Consider the following 18,838-nt stretch of genomic DNA (forward strand, 5'->3'; position numbering starts at 1 on the left):
TCCCCACGTTATACGGTGCGATCGCATTACCAAGGGGGAGAGATGACGACGACCACGGGCCGGCCCGGTGAGCTGCGGCTACGACCGCCGCGCCACCCCGTCGACCCGAGGGCGGTGAGCTGGTGGCGCACCTCCGTGGGGCTGGTGGTCGCCGCCCCGGTGGTCGTGCTCGCCGTGCTGGGACTGCTGATCCCGCCTGCACGGTTCTGGCTGCTGCTGCCCGCCGCGATCATTCTGCTCGTCGGGCTGCCGTTGGCGCTCGCCCTGCCGCGCTGGTGGTACCGGCTGCACCGGTGGGAGGTCACCGACGTCGCGGTGTACACGCGCTCCGGCTACTTCTGGCAGGAGTGGCGGGTGGCGCCCATGTCGCGCATCCAGACCGTCGACACCCAGCGCGGCCCGCTCGAGCAGCGCTTCGGGCTCGCCACCGTCACGGTCACCACGGCGTCGGCGAAGGGAGCCCTGAAGATCGAGGGGCTCGACCACGAGGTGGCGGCCGAGCTCGCCGAGCGGCTCACCGCCACCACCCAGGCCGTCCCCGGGGACGCCACGTGAGCACCCCCGAGGAGGGCTGGCAGGAGCTGGACCGGCGGACCGTCGCCGTCACGGCGCTGCTGGCGCTCGGCGGCTCGATCGCCGCCGGACTGCCGATCGGGATCAGCATCGCCCGCAACACCTCGGCCGGCACGGCCCTGCTGTGGGTCCTACCGGCCACGGTGCTGCTGGTGGTCGGGGCGAGCGTCCTCGACCTCGTCCGGTGGCGTCGCACGCGCTACCGGATCACACCGGGCCGGGTCGAGCTGCGCACCGGCATCCTCGTCGCCACGCACCGGTCGCTGCAGCGCGACCGCATCCGCGCCGTCGACGTCACGGCCGACCCGCTGCTGCGCGCCTTCGGGCTCGTGGCCGTCCGGGTCGGCACGGGCGAGCAGTCCGGCGCGGGCGAGGGGTCGGTCGCGCTCCGACCGGTGCCGGCGGCGGCGGGTGCGGCGCTGCGCCGCGAGCTGCTGGACCGGGCGCACACGACCGCGCCCGCCGACGGCGTGCTCGCCGCGCTCGACCCGGCCTGGATCCGCTACGCGCCCATGTCGTTCCTCGCGCCCGTTCTCGGTGCGAGCGCGTTCGCCGGCGCACTGCAGGTGTCGGAGTGGTTCGGCCTGGAGGAAGGCGTCATCGCGTGGGTGGGGAGCCTGTTCCACGGAGTCCCCATCGTGGCCATGATCGCGGTCCTCACCGTGATCGCGCTGGTGGTCGGCGCGGTCGCCGCCCTCGCGCTGTGGGTCGAGATGTGGTGGAACTACCGCCTGGAGCGCCAACCGGGCACGCTGCACGTGAGCCGCGGGCTGCTGACCACCCGCTCGATCTCGGTGGAGGAGGCGCGGCTGCGCGGTGTCGAGTTCGTCGAGCCGCTGGGGGTGCGGCTGGCGGGTGCGGCCCGCGTCGACGCCGTGGCCACCGGCCTGGGATCGGCGAAGCCCGAGGAGGACAAGACCGACCGCCGCACGCTCCTGCCCGCGGCGCCGCGCGCCGTGGCCCAGGGCGTGGCCGCCACCGTCCTGCGCGAGGCGGTGTCGCCCACCGACGCCGTCCGGTTGACCGGGCATCCCACCGCCGCACGGGGCCGGCGGCTGCGGTGGGCCCTGGGCGCCGTCGTGGTGGTGGAGGCGCCACTGGTGCTCCTCGGCGCGCTGCTCACCGACGTGCTCCTGCACATCGCCTGGATCAGCGCGGTCGTGCTCGTTCCGGTCGCCGTCGTGCTGGCCCTCGACGCCTACCGCAGCCTCGGCCACGGTCTCGGCGAGCGGTACCTCGTGACACGCAGCGGCAGCGTCCGGCGGACCACGGTGGCGCTGCAACGCGGCGGCATCATCGGCTGGACGTTCCGGCAGTCGATCTTCCAGCGGCGCGCGCACCTGGTCACCGTGATCGCGACGACGGCCGCGGGAACGGGCGCCTACGCCGTGCCCGACGCGGGCTCGGACGACGGGCTCGAACTGGCGGCCGCGACCGTCCCCGGGCTGCTGGTGCCGTTCCTCGAGCCGGTCGGCGAGGCCGTGCACCGGCGGACCGCGGCCGTGGTCCGCTCGACGTCGCCGGTGGCCAGCACGTCCAGTAGCGCTCCACGCAACGTCGCGAGCACGGCCGTCGGGTCGTGGTCGGGGCCCAGCACCTCCCCGAGCAGCGCGATCCAGTCCTCCACGCCCTGGACGGCGAACCCGGCCCACGGCCCGTCCGGCTCGACGAGCGAGCGGGCGTAGCCCTCCGCCCACAGCCGCAGCAGGTCGCGCCGCTGCGGGGAGGCGAGCCACTCCCAGAGCCGGTCGACGGCTTCGGCCGGCCCGCCGCCGGCCGCACGCACGTCCGCGAGCAGCGCGAGCTCCTCGGCGCGCGAGCGGCCCAACAGCGCCCGGACCAGCCCGTCCTTGGAGCCGAACAGGTAGAGCAGCACGCGCGGGCTCGACCCGACCGCCTCGGCGAGCGGCCGCAGCGACATCCCGGCCATCCCGTGCTGCAGCACGTAGGCGTAGGCGAGCTCCAGCAGCTCCTCCCGGCGCACGGAAGGGGGTTGCGGATCGGCAGGCATGCGGACAGTGTCTACTGAAACAGTCGTTTCAGTAGAAGGGGGCCCACGATGGGCGACGTGCGGATCCGGCAGCTCGGCGAACCGGGCGACCTCGGTTGGGTGGTACTCGCGCACGGCGAGCTCTACGCCGCGGAGTTCGGCTGGGACGCCTCGTTCGAGGGCCACGTCGCGCGGATCGTGGCCGACTTCGCCACGGACCACGACCCGGCGCGCGAGCGGGCCTGGATCGCCGAGCTCGACGGCAGGCGTGTGGGCTGCGTGTTCTGCGTGACGGGCGGGGAGCCCGGCACGGCGAAGCTCCGCATCCTGCTCGTGCACCCGGACGCCCGCGGCCACGGCGTGGGCAGCCGCCTGGTCGACACCTGCGTCGCGTTCGCGCAGGAGCGCGGCTACGCCCGCATGCGGCTGTGGACGACCGACGTGCTCGCCGCCGCTCGCCGCATCTACCTCGCCGCGGGCTTCCGGCTCGTGGCCCAGGAGCCGCACCACAGCTTCGGCGCAGAGCTCCTGGGCCAGGATTACGAGCTCGAACTGTGAGGAGCGGCTACGCCGCCGCCTCCCACAGCCACTTCTCGGTCATCGGTTGCGCGCAGTCCGGGCAGGGGACCTCGCAGCCTGCCGTCGCCGTGACTGGCAGCTCGGCCTCGACGCCGCACCCGGTGCAACCCCACCAGCCGGTCGTGATCGTCGTGTCCATGTCGGAGATGCTAAATCACACCTCTGTCATTCTCGGGACACGCGCCGGACTCAGACCTCCTCGACCAGGTCGGCGATCGAGGCCACCACCCGGTTGGGCCGGTACGGGAAGCGCTCGACCTCCTCGGCCTGGGTGATCCCGGTGAGCACGAGCACGGTGCGCATCCCGGCCTCGAGACCGGCGATGATGTCGGTGTCCATCCGGTCGCCGATCATCACGGTGGTCTCGGAATGGGCCTCCAGCCGGTTCAGGGCGGCCCGCATCATCAGCGAGTTCGGCTTGCCGATGAAGTAGGGGTCCACCCCGGTGGCCCGGCTGATCAGTGCGGCCACCGCGCCGGTGGCGGGCAGCACGCCGTCGCGCGAGGGGCCCGTCGGGTCCGGGTTCGTGGCGACCCACCGCGCGCCGTTGCGGATGAGCCGGACCGCCGTGGTCACCGCCTCGAAGCTGTACGTGCGCGTCTCCCCGAGCACGACGTAGTCGGGCGCGTTGTCGGTGAGCACGTAGCCGATCTCGTGCAACGCGGTGGTGAGCCCGGCCTCCCCCACGACGTACGCGCTGCCCTGCGGGCGCTGGTCGTCCAGGAAGGTGGCGGTGGCCAGCGCCGAGGTCCAGATCGACTCGACCGGCAGATCGATGCCGCTGGTCCGCAGGCGGAACTGGAGATCCCGCGGGGTGAAGATCGAGTTGTTCGTGAGGACCAGGAACGGTCTGCCGGTCTCGCGCAGCCGCGCGATGAACACGTCCGCACCGGGGATCAACCGCCCTTCGTGGACGAGCACGCCGTCCATGTCGGTCATCCAGCACTCGATCGGCTTCGGGTCGGCCACGACCGGGGAGCCTAGCTTGGGGGAACGCCGGCCCGCTGACATGCGTTGACCCGGGTGAGTCGTAGGGAGTGGTTCGAGTGACGGGCACGGTCGTGACCATCGTGGTCCTCGCCCTCATCGTGGTGGGCGCCGTCTGGCTGGTGCGCCAGCGCACGGCGGAGCGGGCGCGGGAGCTGGAGGACGCGAAGTCCGAGGCCCGCCGCTGGGTGGAGCGCCTCGGCGGCCAGGTGCTCAACCTGGTGGGCACCGACGATGCCTCCAAGCAGGCGATCGCCGACGCCGCGGAGCGCTACAACGCCGCCGGTTCGCAGATGGAACAGGCGGCCAGCGTGGCCCAGGCGCGGCAGGTCACCGAGACCGCCCACGAAGGTCTCTACTACGTGCGCGCCGCCCGCACCGCCATGGGCATCGACCCCGGGCCCGAGCTCCCGGCGCTGCCCGGCCAGCAGCGCGCGGGCGCCGTCAGCGAGGAACGTGACGTCGAGGTGGAGGGCCACGCCTACAGCGCCTCGCCGAAGCCCTCGCAGCGCAACTCGCACTACTACCCCGGCGGCACGGTGGCCGGGCGCCCGGTGCCACAGGGCTGGTACTCCGAGCCCTGGTGGCGGCCCGCGCTCGTCGCAGGGGCCTGGGGCATCGGCTCGGCCCTGCTGTTCAGCACGATGTTCTCCGGCATGGCGGGCGTGGCCTACGCCGACGGGTTCTCCGACGGCGCCGGCTACGACGACACCGGCGTGGGCGGCGACGACGCGCAGGGCGACGTCGGCGCCGACATGGGGGACGGCATGGGCGACGGCGGGTTCGACGGCGGCGGCTTCGACGGGGGTTTCGACGGCGGGTTCGGCGACTTCTGACCACGGCCTGGTCAGGCGGCGCCGCTCGGCACACCGGTCAAGCGGGCGCCTCGAAGCGCACCGCCCGCTCCGCATCGGGCCACAGCGCGTCCAGCATCCGCTCGCCCTCGGCCACCACCTCGGCCGCGGCCGCATCGGAGAGCGGCGCCAGCGGGCGGACGACCAGCCCGTCCGGTCCGGAGGTCCACATGCCGGCCGCCATCCCGTCCACCAGCAGCGGGCGCACCGGCTTGAACAGTACCCGGGAACGGTGCTCGGCGGCGAGGATCCGGGTGCGGTCGTCGTGGCCCAGCAGCGCGTTGTCGAACTCGCCGAGGAAGCGCGGCGGTGCGGGGGTGTCGAGATCGGGCAACGGCCCGTCCGGCACGTCGTAGAGCGTGCGGCCGCGTTCGTCGGTGAAGCGGCGCAGGTCGAGCCGGTCCACCACCTCGCGGATCCCGCCGAGACCGGTGAACGTCCGCACATCGGCCGTGCCGGCCGGGCCGAACGCGCGCAGGTAGCGCAGCACCAACCGGTCGGGGGAGGCGTCGGTGGCGATCGGGCGGCCCAGCGTCGCGCCCACCTCGGCCAGCCGCGCCCGACCGGTGCGCCCCCAGACCCCGCGGGGCGGCACCTGCAGCAGCGGCGCCCCGTAGACGACGGCGGCACCGAGGTGCACGGGCTCGCGCCCCGGCCACCGGACCGCCAGCTCACGGCCCAGCTCGGTGGCCATCATCGGCCGCTCGCGCAGCCGCTCCAGCCCCGCCGCGACGACGTCGGCGAGATCCAGCCCGGCAAGCCCACGCCCGTACTCACTGGCCCGGAACACCCGCTCGTGCAGCGGCTTGACGAGCGGCGGGAGCGCGAGCGCGTCGTCCGGCGTCACGAGGTGCATGGTGGCGCGCAGCGACGGCATCCGGACCAGCGAGAGCTCCGCCACACGGCGGCCGAGGTCGTGCGGGTCGAACCCGGCCACGCGCGACCACAGGCCCGGGTACGGCGCGTCCGGCACCTGCGCCTGCACGGCCACCAGGTGCGCCACCGCGTCGGGCACGCCGACCTCGGCACGCCGGAGCAACAGCTGGCGTTCGAGCAGCGCGCGGTTCAGCGCGCGCTGCCCGAGCAGCGGGAGACCGGACGTCACCGCAGGTCCGCGAAGAACGCGCGGACGTCGTCGACCAGCAGGTCCGGCACCTCCATCGCCGGGAAGTGGCCCCCGACCGCGTGCTCGGTCCAGCGCGTGACGTTGCCGTGGTCGATCGCCGACCGGATCGAGAAGTCGGCGGCGTACACCACCACCCCGGTCGGCACCACCGGACCGTCCCACACCTGTGGCGCGTCCTCCCCGAGCGACCACGCGTGCGGCCCGTTCATGCTCTCGTAGACGAACTGCGCGGACGCCGCGCCCGCACCGTTGAGCCAGGTGGCCGTGACCGTCGTCAGCAGCTGGTCACGGTCGACCGCGTCCTCGGGGAGCCCCTTCGCCGGATCGGTCCAGGCCTGGAACTTCTCGACGATCCACGCCAGCTGCGCCACCGGCGAGTCGTGCAGCGCGACGCCGATCGTCGAGGGCTGGTTGGCCTGCAGCGTGAGGTAGCCCGAACCGTGGGCGTCGAACTCGGCTGCGCGCTGCAGACGCTGCTTCTCCACGTCGGTGAGTGTCGCCTCGTCCGGGGCGGGGCCGAAGTTCGTCGGACCGTTCATGTGGATCCCGACGACCGCGCCCGGCGCCGCACCGGCGAGCATCCCGGCGACGCCGGCGCCGATGTCGCCGCCCTGGGTGCCGTAGCGCTCGTAGCCCAGCCGGCGCATCAGCTCGGCGTAGGCGCCGACGGTGCGCGGGAGGCCCCACCCGGTGGTCGTCACGGGCGGGGAGAAGCCGAACCCGGGCAGGCTCGGCACCACGAGGTGGAACGCCTGGCGCGGGTTGCCGCCGTGCGCCCGCGGATCGGTGAGCGGGCCGATGATCTTCTCGAACTCGACGACCGAGCTCGGCCAGCCGTGGCTGACCAGCAGCGGCAGCGCGTCCGGCTCGGGTGAGCGGACGTGCAGGAAGTGGATCAGTTGGCCGTCGATCTCCGTCGTGAACTGCGGGAACTCGTTGAGCCGCCGCTCCTGGGAGCGCCAGTCGAACCCGTCGCGCCAGTACTCGGCGAGCTCACGCAGGTAACCGACCGGGGTGCCCCGCTCCCAGCCGACGCCGGGCAGCTCGCGGGGCCAGCGGGTGCGGGCCAGCCGGTCGCGGAGGTCGTCGAGCGCGGTCCGGGGGACGTCGATGCGGAACGGGGTGATCTCCATACCAGGAACGGTAGGAGGCAATGCGGAAGAGTTCGTTCCTCGTTTCCTGTCAGAATCGACCGATGTTGCCGACCTCGGCCCGGCTGCTCCGCCTCCTCTCCCTGTTGCAGGCCCATCGCGACTGGACCGGACCCGAGCTCGCGCGGCGGCTCGAGGTGAGCACGCGCACGATCCGCAACGACGTCGAGCGGCTCCGCGAGCTCGGCTACCCCGTCGACGCCACGACCGGGCGCACCGGCGGCTACCGGCTCGGCGCCGGCGCCGCGCTGCCCCCGCTGCTGCTCGACGACGACGAGGCCGTCGCGGTGGCCGTGGGTCTGCGGTCGGCCGCGAGCGGCACGGTCGGCGGGATCGAGGAGACCTCGGTGCGCGCGCTCGCGAAGCTGGAGCAGGTGCTGCCGTCGCGGTTGCGACACCGAGTGAGGACGCTGGCGCAGGCCGTGGTGCCGGTGCCGGGCGCCGGGCCCACCGTGGCGGCCGAGGTGCTCACCGCGATCGCGACCGCCATCCGCGACCACCAGCGGCTGCGCTTCGACTACGCGGACCACGGCGGCGCCGTCACCCGCCGCGACACCGAACCGCACCGGCTCGTGCACACCGGCAGGCGGTGGTACCTGGTCGCCTGGGACCTCGACCGCGACGACTGGCGCACCTTCCGCGTGGACCGCACGATCCCGCGCATCCCGACCGGGCCGCGGTTCGTGCCGCGCGAGCCTCCGGATCCCGACATCGCCGGGTACGTCACCCGCGGTGCGGGAGCGGCGATGTGGCAGCACCGGGCGCGGGTGCGGCTGCACGCACCCGCCGCGGCGGTCGCCGGGCGCATCACCCCGGCGATGGGCACCCTCACGCCGCTCGACGACGCGCACTGCGAGTTCCGGACGGGCGCCGACACGCTCCCGGTGCTCGCGGTCTACCTCGGCTTCCTCGACGTCGACTTCGACGTGCTCGACCCGCCCGAGCTCGTCGCGCACCTCCGTGCGCTGGGTGAGCGGTACCTGCGCGCGGCGGCTCCTACTCCGGTCGGGTGGACAGGGCCGTCGCCACCGCCGCCTTGACGTGCCTGTTCAGCACGGCCTTGGTGCGCTGCAGCGCCGCCGGCGGCTGCGCCGCCCATTGCCGGGCCAGGTCGCGGGCCGCCTGCAGGGCGGTGCCGTGGGGCACGGCGCGGTGCAGCAGCCCGCACTCGACGGCCTGCGCGGCCGCGAGCGTCTCCCCGTTCATCACGAGGAACTTCGCGCGGTTGACGCCCACGATCGCCGGCCACACCGCGGCGGTGTCGTCGCGGGCGGTGGGGCCGTCGCCGGCGCCGATGCGGGCCGAGGCCGCCACGTACGCGACGTCGGCGAGCGTCGCGAGCACCGCGCCCACCCCGAACGCGTCTCCGTTGACGGCCGCGATGAGCGGCTGGTCCAGATCGAGCAAGGTGTCGACGACGGCACCGATGCCCGGGGTGGCAACGCCGCTCTCCGTGCCCAGGCAGAACGACCGGCCCGCCCCGGTGAGCACAACGACCCGCACCGAGTCGTCGGCGCGGGCGAGCGCGAACACCTGCGCGAGCTCGGAGTGCAGGTCGTCGTCGACGGCGTTGCCGTGTTCGGGACGGTCCAGGGTCAGCGTCAGGATCCCGTCCTCGCGGTGGGTCCGGATGCGGGTGCAGTCATCGACGCTCGACAGGTGCACGGCCCGCTCACTCCTCTCGGTCGGCGCGCGACCCGGGCACGGGTGCGCGGGCCCGCCGGCCGCGCTTGCGCCCGGACTGGCAGGTGGGGCACCAGAACAGGTTGCGGGCGGCGTGCGCGGCGTGCGCCACCGGTGTGGCGCAGACCAGGCACGGCTCGCCGGTGCGGCGGTAGACGTAGACGCGCCGGGCGCTCCCGCCGCCCTCCTCCTCGGAACTGGAGCGCTGCGCACCCGCCGGCGCGTCGTCCGGTGCGCCGACCGGGTCGTGTTCGGGGCGCAGCGTCCGGATCAAGCCGCGGCGGTAGCCGTCGCCGAGCAGGTCCTTCAGGTCGGCCCACAGCGCGTCCCACTCGATGCGCCGCAGGTCCTGCCCGGGCAGCTGCGGGTCGAGGCGGTGCCGGAAGAGCGCCTCGGCCCGGTAGACGTTGCCGACGCCCGCGATCACGCTCTGGTCCATCAGCAACGTGGCGAGCGGGGCGCGGGAGCGGGAGATCCGGGCCCACGCGCGGTCCGGGTCGGCGTCGGGCCGCAGCGGGTCCGCGCCGAGCCGGTCGTGGATGGCCTCGGCCTCGGCGTCGGTGATCAGCTCGCACGCCGTGGCGCCGCGCAGGTCGGCGTAGTGCGTCTCCCCCACCATCCGCATCCGCACCTGCCCGCGGGGAGGCTCGACGGGTCGCGGCTCGTCGCCGAACTGCCCGTACAGCCCGAGGTGGACGTGCACGACCAGGTCGGGCCCGTAGTGGTGGAACAGGTGCTTGCCGCGCGCCTCGCTGCGCTCGAGCACGCGGCCGTCCACGAGCGCCGCACCTGCGGTGAAGCGCCCCTGCGGGCTGGACACCGCCACCGGCCGGCCCACGTACCGGCGCCGGTGCAGGTCGGCGAGCCGGTGCAGGGTGTGGCCTTCGGGCATCAGGTGGTGGTGCTGGGGGCCGGGATCTGCTCGGGCGGCAGCGCGGGCGGCACGCCGGTGCGCTCGAACTCGCCGACGGTGTCGATCCGGCGCTGGTGGCGCGGTTCGCCGGAGAACGGGGTGGCGACGAACGCGGCGACGATCGCGGCAGCCTCCTCCAGCGAGTGCATCCGGGCGCCCACCGCGACGACCTGGGCGTCGTTGTGCTCGCGGCCCAGCGTGGCCGTCTCGACGCTCCACGCCAACGCGCAGCGGATGCCCGCCACCTTGTTCGCGGCGATCTGCTCCCCGTTGCCCGAACCACCCAGCACGACGCCCAGGCTGCCGGGGTCGGCGAGGGTGCGGCGCGCGGCCTCGACGCAGAACGGCGGGTAGTCGTCGCTCGCGTCGTAGGCGGCCGGACCGACGTCGACCGCCTCGTGCCCGAGCGCGGTCAGATGGCCGACCAGGTGGGCCTTGAGCTCGAAGCCTGCGTGGTCGGAGCCGAGGTAGACGCGCACGGTGGGTCATCCTCCCCCATCACCGGCGGTGCGCAGCGCGGGCCCGGTCTCAGCCCTGCCCCCGAGGTGCTTCCCGCCGCACGTCGCGCATCTCGGGGATGTCGGGCTCGAGCGGATCGGGTGCGGACGCCGTGGCGCCGTCGGCACGAGGCCCGAGGTCCTGGCCCGCGCCGTCCGCGTCGGGGTTCGGGATGTCCGGGTCGGGGACGGTGGCGTCCGGGGTGGGGGCCCCGGGCATGCTGTCGACCACCTGCACGGTCTCCAGCGGCGGGTCGACGTGCGGCGCCGTCCCGCCGCTCGCGCGGGCGTCGATCCGCTCCCCCAGGTAGCGCACGACCACGGCCGCGGCCGCCACCACCGGAACCGAGAGGAACGCGCCTGCGATGCCGTACAGCGTGCTGCCCGCGGTGACGGCGAGCAGCACCACCGCGGCGTGCAGGCGCAGGCTGCGGCCCTGCAGCAGCGGCTGCAGCACGTTGCCCTCGAGCTGCTGCACCACGACGATGATCACGAGCACGACCATCGCCGTGGTGAAACCGTTGCTGACCAGCGCCACCAGCACCGACAGCGCCCCGGCCACCAGCGCACCCACGATCGGGATGAAGCCGCCGAGGAACGTGAGCACCGCGAGCGGGATCGCCAGCGGCACCCCGAGGAAGACCAGCCCGAGCCCGATGAGCACCGCGTCGACGAGGGCGACGAGCGCCTGCACGCGGATGAACTCACCGACGGTCTTCCAGACCCGGCGCATGACCTCGGCGATGTGCCCGCCGGCGCCGTCGCCCGCGACCGCCAGCACCCACGGCAGGAACCGCGGGCCGTCCTTCACGAACAGGAACGCGAGCACCAACGTCAGCAGGGCGGTGACCACGCCCGATGCCACGCTCCCCACACCCGTGAGCACGCTGGTGGTGATGGTGGAGACGCTCTGCTGCAGCTGCGCCGTGGCGCTCTGCAGGGCCTCGTCGAGCTGGCTGCGCGCCAGGTTGAGCGGTGGCCCGGACAACCACTCCTGGATGGCCTGGATGCCCGAGGTGGCGCTCGTCGCGATCTGCGGGATGCTGCCCGACACGGACGTGGTGATCAGCGTGACGAGCCCGGCGAGCACGACCATGCCGGCGAGCAGCACGGTGGCCGCGGCGAGCGCGGGCGGGAAGCGGTGGCGACGCAGCCAGCCGGTGGGCGGCCACAGCACCGTCGCGAGGATCACCGCCAGCACCACCGGCAGCACGATCGACCACAAGGCCCCGACGAGCAGCCAGATCAGGGTGGCGCCCGCGGCGACGAGGACCAGCCGCAGGCTCCACCGCGCAGCCCAGGTGACCCCCTCGCCGATCGCGGTGCCGCGGCCCCGCTCCGGAGTTCCGCTCGTCGTCACGACCAACTCCTCTGCTCCCCGGCAACCCCGGGTTTCCCGCACCCCAGGCTTCCAGACATCGGCGTCGAGTGGATTGCGTTTACCATCGCCCGGGTGACGCCCTCCTCGATCGCCGGCATCGTGCTCGCAGGCGGGCGCTCATCGCGCATGGGGCAGCCGAAGGCCGCGCTCGAGTGGCACGGCTCCACGCTGCTGCGCCGCACCACCGGGTTGCTCGCCCGCGCGGTGGAGGGTCCGGTCGTCGTGGTCCGCGCCCCCGGCCAGCCGCTCCCCCCGCTCCCGGACGGCGTCGCGGTCGTCGACGACCCCGTCGAGGGGCTCGGGCCGGTGCAGGGCATCGCCACCGGTCTCGCGGCCGTCGCCGACCGGGCCGAGGCCGCGTTCGTCTGCTCCACCGACATGCCCTTCCTGCACCCGGCCTACGCCCGGCGCGTGCTCCGCCTGCTGGACGCGGACACCGACGCCGTCCTCCCCCACGCCCGCGGCCACCGCCAGCCCCTCGCCGCGGTCTACCGCACCGCGCTCGCGCCGGTGCTCGCGCAGATGGCCGCGGACCGGCAGCTCAAACTCGGACAGCTCTTCGAGCGCTGCCGCACCCGGCGCACCGACGACGCGGAGCTGCTCGCCGACGCCCGGCTGCGCGGGCTCGACCCGCAGCTCGAGTCGGTCGTCAACATCAACGAGCCCGAGGACTACCGCGCCGCCCGCGAACGTCCGGCGCCCTCGATCACCGTGCAGCGCTACGGCGCCCTCGCCGCCCGCGGCCACCACGGTCCCGTCACCGTCTCCGCGGCCACCCTGGGCGCGGCGGCCGCCGCCGTCGAACTGCCGCTGGACCGGCACGTCGTCGCGGCCCTCAACGGCGACCAGATCACCCGCGACCCCGAGACCCCGCTGGTGGCGGGCGACTCGATCGCGTTCCTGTCGGCGGACGCGGGGGGTTGATCGGCAGGTTCGGGACCTGCCGTCCACATGGAGCCTGTTGCCGAACCGGTCACGACCCGCGCCGCGGGCGCTGCCGGTCGGAAGGCGGCCCGCGGTGATCGATCCGATCAGCACCTGGGTGCGGGTGCGACGACGGTGGCGTACTTCTCGGGGCGATCAAGGGCCGGGTGATCGTTCCGATCAGTACCTGCGAGCGGTCACTGCGACAGTGGCGTACTTGTCGGAGCGATCACGGCCAGCTGATCGATCCGATCAGTACCTACGAGCGGTCACTGCGACCATGGCGTACTTCTCGAGCGATCACGACCAGCTGATCAGTCCGATCAGTACCTACGAGCGGTCACTGCGACCATGGCGTACTTCTCGAGCGATCACGACCAGCTGATCAGTCCGATCAGTACCTACGAGCGGTCACTGCGACAGTGGCGTACTTCTCGGGCGATCACGCCGGGTGATCGGTCCGAGCAGTGCGTGGGTGCTGTCGCGGCGACGTCAGGTGCTTCTCGCAGCGATCACCATCGGGCATCCGAGGCCCGAGCCGGCCGCACGCTCGATCTGTCGCCCTCGCACCATTTCCGCTGATCACGGCCACCTCGGGGTTCGGAACGCGCCCGATGCATGATCAATGAGACGTGAGCGGGGTCTGCTGGAGATCAAACCCCGCTGACGTCTCGCTCGTGGCGCATCCCGCGGACGCGGACGGCCGAGGTCCCGTGCCCGTTGCACGACCACGTAGACGTGAGCGGGGTTCGGGGAAGATCCAACCCCGCTCACGTCTACGTCGTCGTGGGATCTCCTGTGGGCGGGCCGTTCCCGGCTCGCGGCCATTGCCTCACGCACCGGTCCTGGTCTTCGGCGTAGTCGGTCGGGTTTCCCTTGCTGCTGCCTGTCGGCGGGGGTGGTCGGGTTGGCAGAACTGCCGAATATCGGGGTTGGGTGGGCGGCCGTTCCCGGCGCGGGCCCAGGCCTGTTGGGGACGAGCCCGTCGCTGCTGGGTGCTCGCGCGCCTTGCGGTGGTCCCGATCCATCGCCTCACGATGATCATCGGTCCGGTTCGAGGCGCGTCCACCTCTCATGATCGGCGGGATCGGGACATGGGCTGCAGGGGGAGCCTGTTGCCGGATGGGTCAGGCCCGCAGCGCGGGCGCTGCGTCGATCACGGGCACATGGTGGTCGATCTTCGGCCATGACCGTCCGCCCGTGATCGACGCTGCCGGTCGGGACGTGGTCCGTGGTGATCGGTCTGATCAGTACCTGGGTGCGGGTGCGACGACGGTGGCGTACATGTCGGGGTGATCACCGCCGGGTGATCGATCCGAGCAGTGCGGGGGTGCAGGTGCTGCGACGGTGGCGTACTTCTCGGGGTGATCACCGCCGGGTGATCGGTCCGATCAGCACGGGGTGCGGGTGCTGCGACGGTGGCGTACTTCTCGGGGTGATCACCGCCGTGATCGGTCCGAGCAGCACGGGGTGTGGGTGTTGCGGCGGTGGCGTACTTCTCGGAGTGATCAGGGCCGGGTGATCGGCCCGAGAAGTGCGGGGGTGCTGTCGTGGCGACGTCTGGTGCTTCTCGCAGCGATCACCATCACGCGTCCGCGGGCCCCGATTCGGCAACACGCTCCATGTGGACGCGAGGTCCCGATCCCGGCGATCAGCGGCGTTCATCGGCCCGAGCGCATACAGTCGGCAACGTGACACCAGGTGGGTACTTCGGGCGGGCGCTGGTCGTCGACGTCGCGGACACGTCGGCCACCGGGAGCGCGCTGCCGCTGCCCGAGCCCGTGTTGCGCGCCTACCTCGGCGGTGTGGGGCTGGGCACCTGGCTGCTGCACCGCCTCGCGCCGCCCGGCGTCGACCCGCTGGCCCCCGAGGCGCCGCTGGCGTTCGTGTTCTCCCCGCTGGTGGGCACCCCGTTGACCACGAGCGCGAAGTTCGCCGTGCTCGCGAAATCCCCGCTCACCGGGTTGCTCACCGACGCGCTCGCCTCCTCGCAGTTCGCGATCGCGGGCAAGCTCACCGGCCACGACGCCATCGTCGTGCGCGGGCGGGCGGCGCAGCTGTCCGTCCTGCTCGTCGACGCCGACGGCGTGCGCCTCGAGCCCGCGCCCGAGCTGGCCGGGATGCCGGCGGCCGACGCCGAGACCGCAGTGCGGGAACGGTTCGGCCGCGGCTGGCGCACGGCCGCGATCGGGTCCGCGGGCGAGCGCGGTGTCCGGTACGCCACCATCAGCCACGACGGCAGGCACGCCGGGCGCGGCGGGCTGGGTGCGGTGCTGGGGGCGAAGAACGTCAAGGCCGTGCTGGTGAAATCCGGCGCCCGCGTCGACGTCGCCGATTCCGCCGCGGTGCTCGCCGCCTCGAAGGACCTGCGGCAGCGCAGCTTCGGCCCGGCCACCGCCAAGTACCGCGAGCTGGGCACGCTGGCCAACCTCCTCGCCTTCAACGCCGTCTCCACGCTCCCGACGCGCAACTTCACCGCCGCCACCTTCGCCGAGGCACCGCGCCTGGCCGCCGAGGAGCTGCACGAGATGCGCGGTGTGGCCCGCAACAGCTGCGCCTCCTGCTCCATCGGCTGCGAGCACATCTACTCGCGCAAGGGCGGCGGGTCCCAGCGCATGGAGTACGAGAACGTGTTCGCCCTCGGGCCGCTGTGCGGTGTCTCCGACCCCGACGACGTGTTCGCCGCGAGTGCCCGCTGCGACGAGCTCGGCCTCGACACGATCTCCGCGGGCGGCACGATCGCCTGGGCGATGGAGTGCGTCGAGCGCGGGCTGATCGACGAGCCGTGGCTGCGCTTCGGCGACGGGCCCGCGCTGCTGCGGGCACTGGACCTGATCGGCACGCGCGCCCCCGGCCTGGGCGAGCTGCTGTCCCGTGGCTCGCGGGCCGCCGCCGAGGTGGTGGGGCACGGCTCGATCGATTTCGCGCCGCAGGTCAAGGGCCTCGAGCTGCCCGGGTACGAGCCGCGGTCGCTGCAGTCCATGGCCCTCGGGCTCGCCGTCAACGCCCGGGGCGCCGACCACAACCGCTCCGGTGCCTACGAGGCCGACCTCTCCGGCGACCTGGACCGACTGTCGGGCGGCCCGGCGCACGTCGCCGCGGCGATCGGCACGGAGGACCGTGCCGCCGTCATGGATTCGATGATCCTCTGCAAGTTCCTGCGCGGGGTGTTCGCCGAGCCGTTCGAGGAGTGGGCGCAGCTGCTGGTGCCGGTCACCGGTTGGGACGTCACCGCGGACGAGCTGCGGACGGCGGCGCGCCGGATCGTGCTCGCCAAGCGCGTGTTCAACATGCGCGAGGGCGCCACGGCCGCGGACGACGCGCTGCCCCGGCGCATGCTCGACACCCCGCTCGAGCTGGGCTCGGGCCGCACCGCCACCCTCACCGCCGAGCGGCTGCGCTCCATGGTCGCCGGCTACTACGCCGACCGCGGCCTCGACCCCGAGGGCCGGCCGGATCCGGCCGACCTGGCCGGCCTGCTCCTCTGAGCCGACGCGCCACTTGACCTGTACCTGACTTCAGCTCTTAGCGTCTGCGTCGGAAGCCGTGAGGCGGTCGGACCCAGAACTGTCGGACCCCTCCGCCACACTGACCGCCCGCAGGGGAACCGATGAGTTCTCCCGGTCCGCGCGGTCGTACGTGCGGAGCGAGGGCCGGGGAGGAGCGCACTGTGAGCATGGAGATGGTGGCGTGGCAGTCGATGTACCAGGCTGCCCACGCCACGGAGGAGAAACGCCCGTTCTCGAGGGCCACCCTGGCGCGGATCGGGACGTTCGCGCAGCCGCACCGGCGGCGCATCGCCGCGTTCCTGGCGATCAGCGTCATCGTGGCGGCGCTCGCGGTGGCCACACCCGTCCTCGCCGGCCGGGTGTTCGACACCATCGAGGCCGGCGGGCCGCTCGGGGTCGTGGTCACGCTCGCCCTCCTCATCGCCGCCATCGCGGTGGCCGAGGCCGGCGGCGGCATCGTGTCGCGCTGGCTGTCCGCGTCGCTCGGTGAGGGGCTCATCCTCGATCTGCGGGCCGCCGTGTTCGACCACGTGCAGCGCCAGCCCGTCGCGTTCTTCACCCGCACCCGCACCGGCGCGCTGGTCAGCAGGCTCAACAACGACGTCATCGGTGCGCAGCGCGCGTTCAGCGACACGCTCTCGGGCGTGGCGGGCAACCTCGTCCAACTGGTGCTCACGCTCGTCGTGATGCTCGCCCTGTCGTGGCAGGTCACACTGCTCGCGCTCGTCCTGCTGCCGGTGTTCGTGCTGCCGGCCCGCCGGATGGGCCGCAGGCTCGCCTCCCTGGAGCGCGAGGCGGCCGAGCACAACGCCGTCATGGGCACCACCATGACCGAGCGGTTCTCGGCACCCGGCGCCACGCTGATCAAGCTCTTCGGCCGGCCCGAACACGAGACGCGCGAGTTCGTGGCGCGCGCCGCCCGCGTCCGCGACATCGGCGTGCGCACGGCGATGGTGCAGTGGGTGTTCGTCTCGGCGCTCACGCTGGTGTCGGCGCTGGCGCTGGCGCTGGTCTACGGGCTCGGCGGCTGGCTCGCCATCTCCGGTGGCGTCAGCTCCGGCGACGTCGTCGCGCTCGCCCTGCTGCTCACCCGCCTCTACGCCCCGCTCACCGCGCTCGCGAGCGCCCGCGTCGAGGTGATGAGCGCGCTGGTGAGCTTCGAGCGGGTGTTCGAGATCCTGGACCTGCCACCCCTGGTCGCCGAGCCCACCCGGCCCACACCGCTGCCCGAGGGCCCGCTGTCCGTGGAGTTCCGCTCCGTCCGGTTCGGCTACCCCTCGGCCGACAAGGTGTCGCTGGCGTCGCTGGAGGAGGTCGCCCGCCTCGATTCCCGCGGGGGCGAGGAGGTGCTGCACGACGTGTCGTTCCGCGCCGAGCCCGGGCAGATGATCGCGCTGGTCGGTTCGTCGGGAGCGGGCAAGTCCACGATCGCGCAGCTGCTCCCCCGGCTCTACGACGTCGACGAGGGCTCCGTGCGCCTCGGTGACGTCGACGTCCGCGAGCTGTCGTTCTCCGCGATCCGCGGCGGCCTGGGCCTCGTCACGCAGGACGGGCACCTGTTCCACGAGTCGATCCGCTCCAACCTGCTGCTGGCCGCCCCGGAGGCGAGCGACTCCGACATCTGGGACGCGCTGGAGCGCGCCCGGCTCGCGGACCTCGTGGCCTCCCTGCCCGACGGCCTCGAAACCGTCGTCGGGGAGCGCGGCTACCGGCTCTCCGGCGGCGAGCGCCAGCGCCTCACGATCGCCCGCCTGCTGCTCGCCAAGCCGCGGGTCGTGGTGCTCGACGAGGCCACCGCCCACCTCGACTCCACCTCCGAGGCCGCGGTGCAGGAGGCATTGGGCGAGGCGCTCGCGGGGCGCACGGCCATCGTGATCGCCCACCGGCTCTCCACCATCCGGGCCGCCGACCAGATCCTGGTCCTCGAGGCCGGCCGCGTCGTCGAGCGCGGCACGCACGCGGAGCTCCTCGCCCGTAAGGGCCGCTACGCGGAGCTGCACCACACGCAGTTCGACCAGCCCACCACCCACTCCCCGGTCGCGCTGGCCGGGAGCTGACGTCCCGCCCGGCCGGAGAGGGGTCCGGCCGGGCGGGGTAGGTCCGGTGGCCGGGATGGTGATCGCTGCGAGAAGCACATGACGTCGCCGCGACAGCACTCACGCACTGCTCGGACCGAGCATCAGACCGTGATCACTCCGGCAAGTACACCACCGTCGCAGCACCCGCACCCAGGTACTGATCAGACCGATCACCCCGCAAAGCGCCACGGTGCGGGCCTGACGACTCGGCAGCCGGCTCCCGGTGCGGCGCGTGTCCCGATCCCGCCGAGCGCGAGAGGTGGGCAGGCTTCGAACCGGCCCGATGATCACCGGTGAGGGGTGGAGCGGGCCACCGCAAGGTGCGCGGCCACCGGCACAGGGACCAGAAGGCCGTCGTCTCCTTCCCGCCCCTGGCACCCGTTGACCGCCGAACTGGTGCGCCGGCGGCAACATGTCGCCGATCCTGCACCGAACTGGCGATCACGGGCCCGCCACGGCCGCCGGGGCGCAGGCCGCGCGCGGTCGGAGGCTCGCGCGTCATCAACTAGTCTCGGTTTCCTCGCACCGTCGCTGAATCGGGGGATCTCGATGACCGCCCTCCACGACCCACCCGCAGCGGTCGGGACCGTCAC

At 73.4% G+C, this 18,838-nt stretch carries 15 protein-coding genes and 2 pseudogenes; 8 read left to right on the forward strand and 9 right to left on the reverse strand.

The features are described 5' to 3' along the window. Positions 1 to 42 precede the first annotated feature (42 nt). Both CFP66_RS26470 and CFP66_RS26475 read left to right on the forward strand, forming a co-directional pair. Positions 43 to 555: a PH domain-containing protein gene (locus CFP66_RS26470; protein ID WP_094927874.1), complete on the forward strand. Its 513-nt coding sequence runs from the start codon at positions 43 to 45 to the stop codon at positions 553 to 555. Further along, on the forward strand, positions 552 to 2,258 hold the full coding sequence (locus CFP66_RS26475) for a PH domain-containing protein (protein ID WP_233159738.1): 1,707 nt from the start codon (positions 552 to 554) through the stop codon (positions 2,256 to 2,258). The genes CFP66_RS26470 and CFP66_RS26475 overlap by 4 nt, the downstream gene beginning before the upstream one ends. A 155-nt stretch (positions 2,259 to 2,413) precedes the next feature. Here CFP66_RS26475 and CFP66_RS50000 read toward each other — a convergent pair. Further along, positions 2,414 to 2,584, reverse strand: a pseudogene (locus CFP66_RS50000) (TetR/AcrR family transcriptional regulator); the annotation flags it as partial. A gap of 36 nt (positions 2,585 to 2,620) precedes the next feature. Between CFP66_RS50000 and CFP66_RS26485 the strand changes: the two are divergent. Next, positions 2,621 to 3,121, forward strand: a pseudogene (locus CFP66_RS26485) (GNAT family N-acetyltransferase); the annotation flags it as partial. A 7-nt stretch (positions 3,122 to 3,128) separates the two neighbouring features. Here the strand turns inward: CFP66_RS26485 and CFP66_RS48040 are convergent. Next, positions 3,129 to 3,281: a hypothetical protein gene (locus CFP66_RS48040; RefSeq protein ID WP_158228225.1), complete on the reverse strand. Its 153-nt coding sequence runs from the start codon at positions 3,279 to 3,281 to the stop codon at positions 3,129 to 3,131. A gap of 50 nt (positions 3,282 to 3,331) precedes the next feature. Next, entirely contained in the window at positions 3,332 to 4,081 is a 750-nt protein-coding gene (locus tag CFP66_RS26490) for an HAD-IIA family hydrolase (RefSeq protein ID WP_233159746.1), read from the reverse strand. Positions 4,082 to 4,188: 107 nt separating this feature from the next. Between CFP66_RS26490 and CFP66_RS26495 the strand changes: the two genes are divergently transcribed. Further along, the gene (locus tag CFP66_RS26495) at positions 4,189 to 4,965 is read left to right on the forward strand and encodes a hypothetical protein (RefSeq protein ID WP_094927878.1); all 777 of its coding nucleotides are present in this window, start codon (positions 4,189 to 4,191) and stop codon (positions 4,963 to 4,965) included. 37 nt (positions 4,966 to 5,002) lie between these two features. Here CFP66_RS26495 and CFP66_RS26500 read toward each other — a convergent pair whose 3' ends face one another. Beyond that, complete coding sequence (locus CFP66_RS26500; RefSeq protein ID WP_158228226.1) at positions 5,003 to 6,088, reverse strand: winged helix DNA-binding domain-containing protein; 1,086 nt, start codon at positions 6,086 to 6,088, stop codon at positions 5,003 to 5,005. Further along, entirely contained in the window at positions 6,085 to 7,242 is a 1,158-nt protein-coding gene (locus CFP66_RS26505) for an epoxide hydrolase family protein (RefSeq protein ID WP_094927880.1), read from the reverse strand. Before CFP66_RS26505 ends, CFP66_RS26500 begins: the two co-directional genes overlap by 4 nt. Positions 7,243 to 7,304: 62 nt before the next feature. On the opposite strand from CFP66_RS26505, the gene CFP66_RS26510 reads away from it, so the two are divergent. Next, a complete protein-coding gene (locus tag CFP66_RS26510) occupies positions 7,305 to 8,300 on the forward strand; it encodes a YafY family protein (protein WP_094927881.1) in 996 nt (331 codons plus the stop codon). Here CFP66_RS26510 and CFP66_RS26515 read toward each other — a convergent pair. Genes CFP66_RS26515 through CFP66_RS26530 form a run of 4 tightly spaced genes read right to left on the reverse strand, consistent with a single transcriptional unit; the run spans position 8,257 to position 11,713 of the window. Beyond that, positions 8,257 to 8,925: an enoyl-CoA hydratase/isomerase family protein gene (locus CFP66_RS26515; protein ID WP_094927882.1), complete on the reverse strand. Its 669-nt coding sequence runs from the start codon at positions 8,923 to 8,925 to the stop codon at positions 8,257 to 8,259. The genes CFP66_RS26510 and CFP66_RS26515 overlap by 44 nt on opposite strands. A gap of 7 nt (positions 8,926 to 8,932) precedes the next feature. After that, on the reverse strand, positions 8,933 to 9,835 hold the full coding sequence (locus tag CFP66_RS26520) for an Fpg/Nei family DNA glycosylase (protein WP_094927883.1): 903 nt from the start codon (positions 9,833 to 9,835) through the stop codon (positions 8,933 to 8,935). After that, complete coding sequence (locus tag CFP66_RS26525; protein ID WP_094927884.1) at positions 9,835 to 10,335, reverse strand: ribose-5-phosphate isomerase; 501 nt, start codon at positions 10,333 to 10,335, stop codon at positions 9,835 to 9,837. The genes CFP66_RS26520 and CFP66_RS26525 overlap by 1 nt, the downstream gene beginning before the upstream one ends. A 49-nt stretch (positions 10,336 to 10,384) precedes the next feature. Beyond that, positions 10,385 to 11,713 carry an AI-2E family transporter gene (locus tag CFP66_RS26530; protein ID WP_094927885.1) on the reverse strand — a complete coding sequence of 443 codons (1,329 nt, stop codon included), beginning with the start codon at positions 11,711 to 11,713 and terminating at the stop codon, positions 10,385 to 10,387. Between the two features lie 93 nt (positions 11,714 to 11,806). Between CFP66_RS26530 and CFP66_RS26535 the strand changes: the two genes are divergently transcribed. From CFP66_RS26535 to CFP66_RS26545, 3 genes are all read left to right on the forward strand, one after another. Further along, positions 11,807 to 12,658 carry an NTP transferase domain-containing protein gene (locus tag CFP66_RS26535; protein ID WP_198961683.1) on the forward strand — a complete coding sequence of 284 codons (852 nt, stop codon included), beginning with the start codon at positions 11,807 to 11,809 and terminating at the stop codon, positions 12,656 to 12,658. 1,691 nt (positions 12,659 to 14,349) lie between these two features. Then, positions 14,350 to 16,146 (forward strand): aldehyde ferredoxin oxidoreductase family protein, encoded by a 1,797-nt coding sequence (locus CFP66_RS26540; protein WP_094927886.1) that lies wholly within the window; start codon positions 14,350 to 14,352, stop codon positions 16,144 to 16,146. A gap of 188 nt (positions 16,147 to 16,334) precedes the next feature. Further along, on the forward strand, positions 16,335 to 18,224 hold the full coding sequence (locus CFP66_RS26545; RefSeq protein WP_369805168.1) for an ABC transporter ATP-binding protein: 1,890 nt from the start codon (positions 16,335 to 16,337) through the stop codon (positions 18,222 to 18,224). The last annotated feature ends 614 nt before the right edge of the window (positions 18,225 to 18,838 follow it).

This window comes from Pseudonocardia sp. MH-G8 (assembly GCF_002262885.1).
GTDB lineage: Bacteria > Actinomycetota > Actinomycetes > Mycobacteriales > Pseudonocardiaceae > Pseudonocardia.